Consider the following 14029-nt stretch of genomic DNA (forward strand, 5'->3'; position numbering starts at 1 on the left):
TTTTTACTCCGTGACCTGATGGTCATCTTTTGTCGCTGTCTCATTCAGTGAGGCAGGCAACTTTACTGGTACGGGGATGTATGCCAGAACGGAGGGCTTGAAGGGGGTGGGAAATGCCTGTGGCGCAACAGAATAGCTTTGCATTCAGCAATCTTTGTGCAGCGGAGCTGCATTGCAATGAACAACCAGTGATTCTGTGTCGCGCCTGGCGCGTGTGGTTTTAGCAAAAAAGGCCGAGTGCACATGTCCCCCGCATAATCAGACTTAGTTATATTTGTGCAATAACTAAGCCAAATGCCAGGCGATGAGCAACTTTGGTGTCAGACCATCTTATTGTGTTGTGTCTGACGGAATCGACCTTACTACAAAAACCACCTTAGGCAAGCATGCTTATTAACAATTAAACCAGCATCTCTTGCCCAACTTATCCTTACATTTCAAACTCTCTGATACAACCTCGTTTTACTTGTGCCCGATAGCAACAATTGGTCGCTACCTTGGAACGCAAACGAGGGCGCATACACATCTTTTTCCATCATATTTGCAAACTGGCGAGGCTGATGGTCTTGCCCCTGTGTAAAATAGCTGTTTATTTCTCTTACACTGCTAAAGCTTAAAAGCTGAAGCGAAAATGATTATATATTCAAAATGAAGGACTTAGCGACAATTAATAGGGGAATGCATCAAAAACAGGTGCAAAATGTTCCCCACGAGCAGCCTTCAGCCTCACAGCCGAAAGTCCAAATGCTGACAATCTCTGAAGAAGAGGCTGGGCAGCGCATTGATAATTTCCTTTTACGCATCTGTAAAGGAGTGCCAAAAAGCCATGTTTACCGTGTTTTGCGGTCGGGTGAGGTGCGGGTAAATAAAGGTCGTATCGATCAGTTATACCGTTTAGTGGAGGGGGATGTTGTTCGAGTTCCTCCTATACGCATGGCAGAGCCTTCTACGCAAGTGGTTCCTAAATTGGAATTTCCGATAGTCTATGAAGATAGTCACTTACTGATTATCGATAAACCAGCTGGTGTTGCTGTGCATGGTGGTTCCGGTGTTAGCTATGGTGTCATCGAGCAACTGCGGTCGTCCCGTCCAGAAGCGAAATTTTTAGAATTGGTACATCGCTTAGATCGTGAAACATCTGGGTTATTGCTGATCGCCAAAAAGCGCACTGCATTAACTAATTTGCATGAGCAAATGCGCGATGGTTTGACGGATAAGCGTTATTTTACGTTGGTAGCCGGCGATTGGAAAAATGCCCGTCAACATATTAAGTTGCCATTGCATAAATACACGACGGGTGATGGTGAGCGTCGCGTCAGAGTTCAGGCAGACGGCATGGCTTCTCATACGGTATTTGCACTTAAGAAAAAATTTAAAGAATTTGCGTTACTTGAGGCTGAATTGAAAACTGGTCGAACTCATCAAATACGTGTGCACTTGTCCGCCAGTGGATTTGCTATTGCCGGGGATGATAAGTATGGTGATTTTCCATTGAATAAAGCGTTGCAAAAAGCGACAGCTGATCGAGGTGCACTTAAGCGCATGTTTTTACATGCGCATCAAATTTCTTTTACTCATCCTGAGACAGGAAAGTTGATGACGGTAAATGCACCTTTGCCAAGGGAATGCGAAGATTTCTTGCGGAGTCTGCCAAGTGCTTAAAAAGCTTATATCTTTATTAAATGATATGATTTGACGTTTATCTAATGAGTAAAGTTGCTTAGCTTTGATTAATGTTAGTTTATGTTGATTGATGTTGATTAACAAAAACGCATAAACATCATTTTCGCAAGTTTGTAGATAAGTCAACTTTTTCGTCAGCAAATTCATGAATTTTTTCTAAACATCCACTGAATAGGCACTGCATTTTTTTATCATGGCAAAAAAGCAATTTGATTTTATTGTATTTGATTGGGATGGCACGCTAATGGATAGTACTGCCACGATCGTCAAATGTATTCAGTCCGCAGCCAGAGATCTCGGTTTGCCGGTACCTGATGATAGTGCAGCTGCCTACGTCATTGGCTTATCTCTCGCTGATGCGATGGCGGCGGCGATTCCCGGTATTGACCCGAAATATTATCCGCGTATGGTGGAGCGATATCGTTATCACTATCTCGCAAAGGACCATGAGCTCCCTTTGTTTAACGGTGTACGGGATATGCTCGACGATTTGGCGCAGCAAGGCTATTTTTTAGGTGTTGCCACCGGTAAAAGTCGAGTCGGTTTGAGTCGAGCATTGCACACCGCTAAACTGACGTCAGTATTTGATGCGACGCGCTGCTCGGATGAGACCTTCTCTAAGCCACATCCAGCAATGTTGCATGAGCTGACCAGAGAATTAGGGCAAGAAATGCAACGTACTCTGATGATTGGCGATACTACCCATGATTTGCAAATGGCCGGGAATGCAGGTGCAGGCGCCGTGGCGGTCGAATATGGTGCACACGCCCCGGCATTGTTAGCCCCGTTGAATCCCTTGTTTTCAGCCAAGAGCGTTAGTGAATTACACCAATGGCTCAATGAAAATGCTTGATTGGAGAATCGAATGACCTCAATTTCAATATGTGCCTCCAGTGAACTGATTGAAGGCGGTATGGGCGTACGCTTTCCATTAACGGCTGGCAGCGACGATGCAACTGGTTTTGTGATTCGATATGCGGGTTTAGTGCATGGCTACTTGAATCGATGCGCACATGTACCGGTTGAGCTTGACTGGAATCCGGGCGAGTTTTTGGAGTCCAGTGGCTTGTATATCATGTGTGCCACGCACGGTGCAATTTACGAACCAGAAACCGGTCATTGTTCTGGTGGCCCTTGCCGCGGAAGTCGTCTAAGAAAAATACAGGTAAGTGAAGTAGATGGCACGGTTTTTTGGCATCCGGACGATTATATTCAACCAGTCATCGCGTAACTGGCACTCTAATTTGCAGTTGTAAGGGTAATTGTAGAAAGTGATTATGGAAGAGCAGAGTAGAGACGACGCAGAAGGTAATGCAAAAAAGATAGTGCAGTGGGAGCGTGAGACATTGGAGCGCCTCGCATTTGCCACACTAAAAGAGCAAAAGTTGCAACGACGTTGGAGTATTTTCTTTAAATTCGTGTTCATCTTCATGATCTTGTTCGGCGCATACCAATTTGGTGGTTTTTTTCAGCCGGATGCTGACAATAGTGCCCGCCACACCGCGTTGGTGGAAATTAATGGAGAAATTGAGACCGAGGGAAGTGGTAGTGCGCATGATGTAATTCCAGCATTGGACCGTGCTTTTGCAGAGTCAGGATCGGTAGGCGTTATTTTACGTATTAATAGCCCTGGAGGAAGTCCGGTTCAGGCTGGTATGATCAATGATGAAATTGTTCGGCTAAGGCAGCAATATCCTGATAAAAAGTTGTATGTCGTGGTTGAAGAAATGTGTGCGTCGGGCGGTTATTACATCGCTGCTGCAGCGGATAAAATTTTTGTCAATAAAGCAAGCGTTGTTGGTTCTATTGGCGTACTGACCGATGGTTTTGGTTTTACCGGCTTAATGAGTAAATTAGGTGTTGAAAGACGCCTCATGACTGCGGGTGAAAACAAGGGGTTTATGGACCCATATTCCCCAATCACAGAAAAGCAAAAAGCATATTCGCAAGCAATGTTGAATGAAATTCATCAACAGTTTATCGACGTCGTTAAAAAAGGGCGTGGTAAGCGTTTAAAAGAGACACCTGAAATTTTTTCAGGATTATTTTGGGTCGGTAGTAAGGCGGTTGAAATGGGCTTGGCAGACGATTTTGGCACGATAGATTCAGTTGCAAGAGACGTGATTAAGGCCGAAGATATCGTTGACTATACCCAGAAAGAAGACTTGCCAGAGCGCGTGCTGAAGAAATTTGGTGCGTCAGTAGGCAGTGCCGCGATGGCAACCGTGAGCAGATCGGGGAGTTTTACTTTACATTGATTTTGCGAAATAGTTTAGTTGATTTTTTCAATCTAGCTTCATTCATGCATAGTTTTAATTATCTTCCACTCATTGGGCTGTTGTTCTATATTGAGGGCGTAACTGGTTCAAACGGGAGGTCGATATTAAGAATATTTCGTATCCGGGAAAATTTGCATCTGAGCTCCGGTCGCAGTAGTTTTTGCCGGTTATGTATGAAGTGGATGGATGACAATTTGTGAAGTATTTTTTCCGTGGAGTAAAACGGAGTCGAGGTTTCTCAGATCCCTCATAAAAGTTAAAAAATGAAGAAACAAAAAGGCGATGGTGCAATGCTATCGTCTTTTTGCTATGTGCCATCAATTAGGTGTTCATATTAGTCTCCGAACACATTGCATGCCCAGCGCTGGTAATAAGCCATCATTGCGGCAAATCAAAGATCACACAAGCTCATTCGAGTAAGATAGTATTATTGCTAATTCCGTCCAATGCGTGGCTCCCTAATTTTATGGCGATCACCTTTTCTCATTTGTTAGAAATGCTATCTTTTCACACAGCAAGTGGTGAAAAGATAGAGTGCTATCATTGTGGCGAAAGAATGAAAGAAAAAAAGGCTTTGTATATCCATTTTAATGGTCAACAGAGGCCCGTTTGCTGTCATGGATGTCAGGCTATTCTAATGACAATTGAACGTAACAAAATGGTTTCTGAGTATTTGCATGCCAGATCTACGCAAATGGAAGCGCAATGAGTGCCACCTTGGGCATTAACACATAAAATCAATTCCCTAATGGCTACCGCGTCAACCGAACACCAAGCTCTTCAATCTGAGAAACTTTCCCTGTCGGGTATGCATTGTGCTGCTTGCGTACAATTAATTGAATTTCGCTTACGGCAATTGCCTGGGATTAAATCCTTCAAGATTAATACCGCCACGCATAACGCGGAAGTCGTGTGGAGCGCCGAAGAGAATAGTTTGAAAAATATCATTTCTGCGATTATTCACCTTGGTTACGGGGCGCTGCCTTCAAATCAATCGCCAGACGAATTCGAGAAAAAAGAAAATAAATTAGCCTTGTGGCGTTTATTTATTGCTGGATTCGCGATGATGCAAATCATGATGTACGCATTTCCTGCCTATCTCGTGCCGGTTCCACAGGTTGATGGTGACCTGACCCCTGATTTGGATAAACTGCTGAAAATTGCAAGTATGCTCATCACTGTTCCAGTGGTCGGTTTTTCGGCATTACCATTTTTTAAGTCGGCATGGCGTGATATCAGCAATCGTCATATTGGCATGGATGTGCCTGTTTCTTTAGGTATTTTATTGACTTTTTTTGCGAGCGTCTGGGCAACGTTTAGGGGCGGCGTCGTTTATTTCGATTCTGCAGTCATGTTTGTTTTCTTGTTGCTGTCAGCGCGACTCATAGAGAGTAGGGTGCAGAAAAAGACCGGTGTTGCACTCCGCGTTTTAACGCAATTGGTTCCCGTGGTGGCACAAAAATTGGTCAATTACCCCTTGAGCCGTGAGGTTGAATCCCTGGATGCAATGTCGTTAAAGGTAAATGACCTGATGTTGGTCGCTGCAGGAGAGCATATTCCTGCCGACGGCTTGGTAATTGAGGGGCAAAGCGAGTGCGATGAATCATTAATGACCGGTGAATCCCAACCTGTACTTAAAAATGTCGGTGATAAAGTCATTGCTGGCGCTATAAATTCAAGCGGGGCGATCATAATCAAGGCAGAAAAAGTCGGTACTGAAACACATTTATCGTCATTGATTAGCATGATGGAAACCGCGGCAACTGAAAAGCCAGCCATTGTGTTGTTGGCAGATAAACACGCTAGTCGCTTCCTGAGTTTGATTCTCTTTGTCGCTTTATTCACCGGCATTGCCTGGTGTTATATCGCTCCCGATCGCGCGTTATGGATTGCCATTAGTGTCATTGTCGTTACTTGTCCTTGTGCGTTGTCATTAGCAACGCCAGGTGTGATGTCGGCGGCAATTGGCCTGTTGGCAAAAAACGGTGTGCTCATAAAAAATGGCAAAGCGATTCAAACAATGGCTGAGGCGACACACTTTGTCTTTGATAAAACCGGCACACTAACACTTGGTAAACTCAGTGTAGTGAATCAACGTGAACAGCGACATGCCCCAGAAGCTGAAAGTACTGCTTTTTTATTGGCTTCTGGATCGACGCATCCAGTAGCGAAAGCAATTGCTGACGCTTTAGCTTTGCAATACCCGTCCTCCTTAGAAATGACGGTGCAAGACATGCGAGAAATAGCTGGAGGAGGAATTGAGGCGAAAATTAATGGCCGTTTATTTCGATTGGGAAGTATTGCTTTTGCGTCTGAGTTGACGAGGGAGACATTTTCTGTCCCTCTTGAGATGGCAACTGCAACAGTGTCTGTTTTAGCTGACGAAGATGGTGTGATTCTGGTGTTTGCTCTGGCCGATGCCTTGCGAAATGATGCAGTAGAAACAGTAAAAAAATTGCAGCTGCGCCATAAGAAAATCTTATTATTGTCTGGTGACCGGGATGAGGTTGTTCAGCATGTGGCGCAAGAATGTGGGATTGTCGATGCTCGTGCCAATTTAAGTCCAGCGGATAAATTTGATATTGTGCAATCTCTACAGAAATCTGGCGCTATTGTCGTGATGGTCGGCGATGGAATGAATGACGGACCGGCTCTATCGTTGGCGAATGTTGCTGTCGCTATGGGGCAGGGCGCGCCAATTTCACAAACTCGCAGTGACGTTTTACTGATGTCAAATCGCTTAAGTGATCTTGATTTTGGCTTTGTGGTTGCAACCAAAGCGTTTAGGCTAATACGCGAAAATTTGATTTGGGCAATTGCTTATAATCTGTTTGCCATTCCCGCCGCGATCATCGGTTGGTTAGAGCCGTGGCATGCAGCTCTTGGCATGTCTTTGAGCTCCTTGATCGTAGTGTTAAACGCGTTGCGCTTATACTTGTTACCGCAACCCGAACATGTAATGACCGACAATTTGATTTAAATTGGGTCTGAATTTGGCCATTTTATGGATGCTTTATGGATATTTTGTATCTCCTGATACCGCTTAGCTTGGTTGTTGTTTTTGCGATTGGCGGCTTATTTTGGTGGGCGATTAACAATCGACAATTCGATGAGCTTGATCAGGAGGGGCAGCGCATTCTAGATGACGTGGACGGTTAAGTGTCTTTATTTCATGGCCATAATTTCTTTCGCGCTTAGTTCAAAATCTTGCGGACGAAGACTGGATTGGCGTAGCTGTCGCGCATCGACAAATTGTGAGAAATTACGTGCGATCGATTTGTTGTATGCAGGGTCGTAATGTTCTTCTAACAGGCTTTGAACGACTGCTCTGATTTCTCCAGTTAACGCCTGTTTTTTCCATAATAGTATTTTTTCCTTGCCATGCAAATGCGTGAGAAAGTCTAGCTGATGATTTAGTTGGTCTGGATCAGCAACAAAATGGGCGTATTCTTCCATCAATAGCTCGACTCTCATTTCGATAGGCATTTCAATCGAAATACAGTGTGACGCACGCATTGTCTGCATAATCGATTCTGGAACACGTAAATTCCCTACTTTTTTGCTTTCTGCTTCGACATAGATAGTCCGTCCTTCATTGGCATTCTTTAAGAATGTCCAGATACGGCTTTCAAACATTTTCTGCGTAGGTTGCGTTTCTGAAGGAATATCCCCAAGCACTGAACCGCGATGTTGAGCCAGATGCTCGAGATCGAGTACTTGTTCTCCCAAATTTGCTAAGGTTCTTAAGAGCCGGCTTTTACCACTGCCTGTTGTACCACAAAGCACCGTCCACTTCATCTTTGCGCTTAATTCCGGGATGGATTGGTTGACGTGCTGCCTGTATGCCTTATAGCCGCCCTCAAGTTGTGCCACTGGCCAGCCAATTTTTGAAAAAATATGCGCCATCGCGCCGCTACGATTGCCACCTCTCCAGCAATAAATTAAAGGTCGCCAGGTTTTACCGTGGTTTTGAAATTGTGAATGCAAATGCTGCCCAATATTCTTTGCGATTAAGGCGGCACCAAGTCTTTTTGCTTCAAATGAACCTATTTGTTTATACATGGTTCCTATTTCAATGCGCTCTTCGTTATTGAGCACGGGGCAGTTGATTGCGCCTCGAATATGGTCTTCCGCAAATTCAGCAGGACTACGAACATCGATAATGCAATCGAACTGGCTCAAAGTGTCAGCAACATGATCAAAGCAGATAATTTCGGGGTATTTCATTGTGTCACTTTGAAAGTAGAGGTGCTAGCTGAGGCCAGACATTATTTAAAATCAATGGGTGCGCACTTGCAATAGGGTGAATCCGATCGGCTTGAAATAAGTCTTCCCGATCAGCAATTCCATCCAAAAGGAAAGGCACAAGCAGTACTTTTTGTTCTTTGGCAAGGCTTGCATAAAGCGAGAAAAAACGTTGCGTATAGTCTTTGCCGTAATTAGGAGGAATTTTCATCCCGATAAGTACGACCGCCGCGTTGGCTTTTTTTGCTGTAGTAATCATGGCGCGGAAATTTTCCTCGGAGGCGCTAAGAGATAAGCCTCGTAAGGCGTCATTTCCACCGAGCTCGATAATGACGATATCTGGTTTAATGCGATCAACTAAGGCCGGGAGGCGGGTTTTTCCGCCGCTAGTGGTTTCTCCGCTGATACTCGCATTGATGATGGTTGCCGTAATATTTGCATTGGCAAGTTTTTTTTCTAGTAAGCTTACCCATCCTTGTCCGCGCACCAGACCATATTCTGCCGATAAACTATCTCCAAGCACCAGGACGGTTTTTGATGCAGAATGTGCGTACGCTAAAGGTGTTGCGGCGGCTGTTAACAACCAGCAGACCAAAGTAAGTAAAATTAATTGACGAATCGATGAAGAAAACAGCATGACACATCCTAAAGAATTGAAACAAACCACAATAGAAGTCAAAAATTTGGTAAAACAGGTTGCCGACGCTAGTGGGCAGTTAACTATTCTTAACGGGATTAATTTTACCGTGCAAGCCGGAGAAACGCTTGCAATTGTTGGTGCATCTGGATCTGGTAAATCGACCCTATTAGGCATTTTAGCTGGATTAGATGTGCCGAGTTCTGGATCAGTGCAGCTTGCCGGGATTGATTTATTCGGCTTAAGTGAGGATGAGCGGGCGCAATTTCGCAAAGAGAACTTGGGTTTTGTCTTTCAGTCGTTTCAATTATTGATGCATTTGACAGCATTAGAAAACGTGATGCTTCCATTAGAACTTCGTGGTGATAAAGACGCAAGAAAGAAAGCCGAGGCGATGTTGGATCGTGTTGGTTTAGTCTCGCGTTTAAAACACTACCCAAAGTTTCTTTCTGGTGGGGAGCAACAACGAGTGGCTCTTGCCCGGGCTTTTGTTACTGAGCCCCCTTTGTTATTTGCTGATGAGCCAACAGGTAGTTTGGATGCAGTTACCGGGGAGGCAATCATTCAGCTCATGTTTGCTTTAAATCGCGAGCGGCATTCGACACTCGTCTTGGTAACGCATGATTTGTCGACCGCTGCACGTTGCGGCAGAACCTTAACCATCGCAGCTGGACATTTAGTTGCAGATCAATTGCAACCAATTAACTAAGGGTTGTCGCAACAATTAGTTACATTAATGCGTTCGATTTTTCCGTTAGCATCGATTGAAATCCAGCCGCCACGTTTTTGCTCCGTGTCGCAGTCCCAATCCGGCAATACATACCGATATTTTTTATCATCGGTATGTAGATAGGGTCTATGTGTGTGGCCATGAATCATCGTATCGCAAGAACTTGATATAAAAAGTTTTGATATCGCTTCTTGATTGACATCCATAATTGCCAAATCTTTCTGACTTTGCTCCTTCTTGCTACTTTGGCGCATGCCCTGAACGATCGTTTTTCTTTGCGATAGCGGTAATGCTAAAAAGTTGCTTTGCCAGACTAGATTGCGAACTTGGTTGCGGAATTGCATATAGGACGTGTCATCCGTGCATTGCTCGTCGCCGTGGCAAAGGACTATTTTTCTTCCGGCAATGTGAACGATACTCGGGTCAGTAAGTATCTCTGCGCCAGTCGCGGCGGCAAATACAGGCCCGATCAGGAAGTCACGATTGCCGGCGATCCAATATACCTTCGTTCCTGCCAGTGTGAGCTCTCGCAACGCTGACACAATAGAAAAATTACAGCTATCGCTGATGTCGTCATCTCCAACCCAATATTCAAAGAGATCGCCGAGTAGAAAAAGCTGTTCGGTTTGGGTGCCGTATATATTCAGGAATTGGAGAAACGCACCAGTTGTGTGCGGCATTCCTGGATTGAGGTGTACGTCTGAAACAAATAGCGCAACCGTTTTAGGTTGCGCTGTCGTTTGCTTTTCGGAATGATTCACGCTGAATTTAAATTATTTCAGAAAAGGCTGCAGGATGAATTAAATAACTTCGACTTTTTCGATGACGACGTCTTCAACTGGAACGTCTTGAAACATACCGGAACGTGAAGTTTTGACAGCCTTGATTTTGTCGACAATTTCTTTGCCTCCAGTCACTTTACCAAACACACAATAGCCCCAGCCATCTTGACCTGGATAATCGAGGAAACTGTTGTTGGCGGTATTGATAAAGAATTGCGCGGTCGCAGAATGTGGTGCCCCGGTACGAGCCATTGCAATGGAATAACGCTCATTTTTCAAGCCATTGTTAGCTTCATTGTCGATGGCATCGAGGGTTTCCTTTTGTTTCATGCCTGGTGCAAATCCGCCGCCTTGAATCATGAAACCATCAATAACACGATGAAAAATCGTGCCGGCGTAATGACCAGATGCTACGTAAGCAAGAAAGTTAGCGACTGTCTTCGGTGCTTTGGCTTCGTCCAGCTCAATAGTGATTGCGCCGTGGTTAGTAGTCAAAAGAATGGCCATAATTGTCCTTGGTGATGAGGTGAAATAAGATAAAAAGTATGATGTTGTCGATAGGGTTATTTTATAACAGTTGCAGATTCAATGATGATGTCCTTTTTAGGGACATTCTGCATCATGTGCGAATCACCTGTTTCAACAGTTTTGATTTTTTCCACTACGTCCATTCCTTTAATGACCTTACCGAATGGCGTATAGCCAGCCGTTGCCATTAGAGCTTGGTTGCGCGGTGCTTTTGTCATGTTGCCGCGGTAGTTGAATTCTACCGGATCACCGGCTGGTAGCTCCTGGTGATTTAAAAAATCATTGTCTCTGACATTAATAAAGAACTGCGCAGTTGCTGAATTGGGATCTTCAGTACGCGCCATAGCGATCGTTCCAACATCGTTTTTAAGGCCTTTTTCCAGAGCCAACCCGGCTTCTGAAGGAATGGCTTTGCGCGTTGGCTTCTCTTTCATGTTTTTATCGTAGCCGCCACCCTGAATCATGAAGTTATCAATGACACGATGAAAAATGGTGCCTTTGTATTGTCCGGCTTTGACATATTTTAAAAAATTATCGACAGTCTTCGGTGCTGCTTCGGGGTAAAGTTCAACGACAATTTCACCGACGTTGGTTTTGATGGACACTTTTGGTAAATCTTCGGCCATTGCTATCGTGGCGTTCCAGCCTAGGATTGAGCCAAAGAATACGCCAATCAATTTTGTATATGTAGATTTCACTTTATTTCCTTTTTTGATACTGAACTGGATCGATGAATTATCAGACGGTAGTCTCATAAATAATTCGCCATTTCGTTCCTTCTTTTATCCAATACTGCCGTTTCCTGACGCTGGTTTTTGTCTTGCCTGATTGGGTTTCCTGGGTGAAAGTGCTGACAATCATTTCTTCTTTGCCAGGGTAACGGAATTGCGTAACTTCTTTGAGTTGGATGCTTGGCGAAGTCCAAGCGTCCCAATTCTGTCTTTGTTTTGTAAACCACGCATTTAAATCTTCACCCTGTAAGGATTTAAAATTACGCGAATAGTTGGCAAAAATTCGATTCGCATTTTTACTTTCCATATCAAGTCGCCAGTCGTCAAGTAACTTGCTCGAAAATTGTCTGTCGGCAAGCCATTTTGCTTGATTTTCAAACTCTACCTGATCGCTAATGATTACCGGTGTTTTACCAATATCAACCAGCGCTGAAATTTTTAAAAAATCTGGATTGGTCAATACGACGCAACCATCTGATGCGAGAGGTGGCCGGCTAAAATTGGCAGATGGCATGCCATGCAACCAAATTCCTGAACCACTACGCCCGTTAATCTTATCCCACTCATTTGGATAGTTGAGTGGTAAAGCGCCAGGACCATAGAAGTCTGGCAATTTACCGCCAGAGAGCCGGCTGGTAATGTAGTACACGCCAACCGGTGTTTTCTGGTCGCCTTCTTTGGTTTTGTTGATTCCAAACTTGCCGTGGCTAATATAGTGGTCGCTGACGAGTTTTGGCTGCCCACCGACATTTTCATAGAGATAAAGCCGTGATTTGGTGGCATCAACCACTAATACTTGTTTTTGGTCATCTCTCAATTGAACTACAACTCTTGGAACCAAGTTCGGCGATGGACGCTCCCGGTATGACCTAATCCTCATGCTGGCTTCGTCCCGCATGTCTTTGAGCTTGTCTGCTTGAATGTTGGCTGTGCCCCCAAAAGTCGTGACTGGTCTCGTGTGCATCATGAGCAGGTCGCCACGGATCAAATGGGCTAGTTGAAAGTGTGGATAGGCCTCGATTAATTCATCGACTTTGACTTGCGCAGCTTGTAATTTGTTGTTTGCCAAATTCTGATAGACCTCGATCAATAAGGCATCAGGATTGGGGGCGTCAGAGCTTGATTCGGTTACATTTGCCTTGCTTGCATGAGTTTTGGCCTCTACTGAGATGCTTGGCAGTAGCCAGGCAATACATGAAACGAGGTAAAGGGCGCGACAACGCTGCTTCGCACCCAAAGTTATGGGCGAAGTATTTTTAAAAGCAGAAAAAAACATTAGCTACCCGCGCGCTCCTGCTTAATTTGCCACTTCCCATCTTGTCTTGTCAAAATGAGAGTCTTACGACTATTCGCAGTTAATTGGTCTGAGGTATACACTTGGCGGAATTTAACAGTGGCGCTATTGTCATCAATGCTGACCTTTATGCCTTCTATCTTCACGTTAATGTGACCTTTACCTTCAATCCTGTTGCGTCGTTCTTCAGCCCATGCTTTACGTGATTCGCCTTTTGGCGTCTGAAAATCTTTGGCGTAATGGGCTAGGTAACCATTCGTGTCTTTGCTACTCCATGCTTTCGCCCAGTTCTCGACGGTTTTTATGACTTCATCATCATCTCTGTCTTGCGTTGAGGTAGGGGAAGATTTTGTTTTGCTTGAGGATGCATCATTTTTTGTTGATGCTATTTCAGTCTTTGGAGCTGGTACTGCAGCAGATTCACCTTTGGACGGTGTCGTTGGTGTTGTTTTTACTGGTTTTTCTTGTGCGACTATGGTCGCTGGTGATGGATTGGTCTTCGGATTGACACCGCCCGATGTGCCAACCAAGTTACGTACCAACGTCAATTTTAATTTCGCGGTTGCATTGCCCGAGTCAAGTTGTAGCGCTTTGTCGTAGGCTTGACTAGCAAGTTTTGCGTAAACGTCGCCCAGATTTTCGTGCGCAGTACCATACGTAGGATTGGTGCGGATTGCCATTTCCAACGAAGCGCGTGCTTTGTCATATTGGCCTGATGCTGCGTAAAGGACCGCAAGGTTATTATATGGCTCAGGTAACTCTGGATAGTCGTCTGTTAATTTGCTAAAAATCGCAATTGCTTCCGGCCCTTTGTTCTGCTCAGTCATGATTAAGCCTTTCAGAAAACGCAATTGCGCATCTTTAGGCTTTGCAGTTAGTGCTTGATCTACTTTTTGAAGGGCTTCGGACGTTTGTCCGGCTCGCAACAATTTTCCGATATCACTAGCTTCATCAGCGAATGCAGGAGCAGCGATAAGCGCAAGTGAAAGTTGAGAAATAACGAAGATACTACTTAAAGTTTGGCGCATGGTGTTCTGGCTTAGATTTATCAGAGGTTGACTGAACATGACGGCAGTAATGTTATACTCGAATTACATTAAAGTGCCATATTATCAAAGAA

General features: G+C 44.5%; 16 protein-coding genes. 8 read left to right on the top strand and 8 right to left on the bottom strand.

Annotation, left to right across the window (positions count from 1 at the left end):
• Nucleotides 1-3 precede the first annotated feature (3 nt).
• On the bottom strand, nt 4-144 hold the full coding sequence (locus tag ACO0K1_RS06515) for a hypothetical protein (RefSeq protein ID WP_423023920.1): 141 nt from the start codon (nt 142-144) through the stop codon (nt 4-6).
• Between the two features lie 504 nt (nt 145-648).
• Between ACO0K1_RS06515 and ACO0K1_RS06520 the strand changes: the two genes are divergently transcribed.
• From ACO0K1_RS06520 to ccoS, 7 genes are all read left to right on the top strand, one after another.
• Nucleotides 649-1662 carry an RluA family pseudouridine synthase gene (locus tag ACO0K1_RS06520; protein ID WP_423023922.1) on the top strand — a complete coding sequence of 338 codons (1014 nt, stop codon included), beginning with the start codon at nt 649-651 and terminating at the stop codon, nt 1660-1662.
• Nucleotides 1663-1876: 214 nt separating this feature from the next.
• On the top strand, nt 1877-2536 hold the full coding sequence (locus ACO0K1_RS06525; protein WP_423023924.1) for an HAD-IA family hydrolase: 660 nt from the start codon (nt 1877-1879) through the stop codon (nt 2534-2536).
• 12 nt (nt 2537-2548) lie between these two features.
• Nucleotides 2549-2914 (top strand): Rieske (2Fe-2S) protein, encoded by a 366-nt coding sequence (locus ACO0K1_RS06530; protein WP_423023926.1) that lies wholly within the window; start codon nt 2549-2551, stop codon nt 2912-2914.
• Between the two features lie 46 nt (nt 2915-2960).
• Nucleotides 2961-3941 carry a S49 family peptidase gene (locus ACO0K1_RS06535; protein WP_423023928.1) on the top strand — a complete coding sequence of 327 codons (981 nt, stop codon included), beginning with the start codon at nt 2961-2963 and terminating at the stop codon, nt 3939-3941.
• A gap of 517 nt (nt 3942-4458) precedes the next feature.
• Nucleotides 4459-4671 (top strand): heavy metal translocating P-type ATPase metal-binding domain-containing protein, encoded by a 213-nt coding sequence (locus ACO0K1_RS06540; RefSeq protein WP_423024088.1) that lies wholly within the window; start codon nt 4459-4461, stop codon nt 4669-4671.
• A gap of 39 nt (nt 4672-4710) precedes the next feature.
• A complete protein-coding gene (locus tag ACO0K1_RS06545; protein ID WP_423023930.1) occupies nt 4711-6942 on the top strand; it encodes a heavy metal translocating P-type ATPase in 2232 nt (743 codons plus the stop codon).
• A 35-nt stretch (nt 6943-6977) separates the two neighbouring features.
• Nucleotides 6978-7121 carry a cbb3-type cytochrome oxidase assembly protein CcoS gene (gene ccoS, locus ACO0K1_RS06550; protein WP_423023932.1) on the top strand — a complete coding sequence of 48 codons (144 nt, stop codon included), beginning with the start codon at nt 6978-6980 and terminating at the stop codon, nt 7119-7121.
• A 6-nt stretch (nt 7122-7127) separates the two neighbouring features.
• Here the strand turns inward: ccoS and mnmH are convergent, their stop codons facing one another.
• Nucleotides 7128-8189: a tRNA 2-selenouridine(34) synthase MnmH gene (mnmH, locus tag ACO0K1_RS06555; RefSeq protein WP_423023934.1), complete on the bottom strand. Its 1062-nt coding sequence runs from the start codon at nt 8187-8189 to the stop codon at nt 7128-7130.
• Between the two features lie 4 nt (nt 8190-8193).
• Nucleotides 8194-8844, bottom strand: a complete 651-nt coding sequence (locus ACO0K1_RS06560) for an arylesterase (protein ID WP_423023936.1) — start codon at nt 8842-8844, stop codon at nt 8194-8196.
• Between ACO0K1_RS06560 and ACO0K1_RS06565 the strand changes: the two genes are divergently transcribed.
• The gene (locus ACO0K1_RS06565; protein WP_423023938.1) at nt 8843-9553 is read left to right on the top strand and encodes an ABC transporter ATP-binding protein; all 711 of its coding nucleotides are present in this window, start codon (nt 8843-8845) and stop codon (nt 9551-9553) included. The two genes, ACO0K1_RS06560 and ACO0K1_RS06565, sit on opposite strands and share 2 nt — an antisense overlap.
• Here the strand turns inward: ACO0K1_RS06565 and ACO0K1_RS06570 are convergent.
• The 5 genes from ACO0K1_RS06570 to ACO0K1_RS06590 all read right to left on the bottom strand — a co-directional run bounded on the left by ACO0K1_RS06570 (nt 9550) and on the right by ACO0K1_RS06590 (nt 13937).
• Nucleotides 9550-10335 (bottom strand): UDP-2,3-diacylglucosamine diphosphatase, encoded by a 786-nt coding sequence (locus tag ACO0K1_RS06570; protein WP_423023940.1) that lies wholly within the window; start codon nt 10333-10335, stop codon nt 9550-9552. The genes ACO0K1_RS06565 and ACO0K1_RS06570 overlap by 4 nt on opposite strands.
• Before the next feature lie 39 nt (nt 10336-10374).
• Nucleotides 10375-10863: a peptidylprolyl isomerase gene (locus ACO0K1_RS06575; RefSeq protein WP_423023942.1), complete on the bottom strand. Its 489-nt coding sequence runs from the start codon at nt 10861-10863 to the stop codon at nt 10375-10377.
• Between the two features lie 56 nt (nt 10864-10919).
• Nucleotides 10920-11510, bottom strand: a complete 591-nt coding sequence (locus tag ACO0K1_RS06580) for a peptidylprolyl isomerase (protein ID WP_423023944.1) — start codon at nt 11508-11510, stop codon at nt 10920-10922.
• Between the two features lie 112 nt (nt 11511-11622).
• Complete coding sequence (locus ACO0K1_RS06585) at nt 11623-12891, bottom strand: L,D-transpeptidase family protein (protein ID WP_423023946.1); 1269 nt, start codon at nt 12889-12891, stop codon at nt 11623-11625.
• Nucleotides 12891-13937, bottom strand: a complete 1047-nt coding sequence (locus tag ACO0K1_RS06590) for a L,D-transpeptidase Cds6 family protein (RefSeq protein ID WP_423023948.1) — start codon at nt 13935-13937, stop codon at nt 12891-12893. The genes ACO0K1_RS06585 and ACO0K1_RS06590 overlap by 1 nt, the downstream gene beginning before the upstream one ends.
• Between the last annotated feature and the right edge of the window lie 92 nt (nt 13938-14029).

Origin of the sequence: Undibacterium sp. SXout20W (genome assembly GCF_049340285.1) — a bacterium.
Taxonomy (GTDB): domain Bacteria; phylum Pseudomonadota; class Gammaproteobacteria; order Burkholderiales; family Burkholderiaceae_D; genus Undibacterium.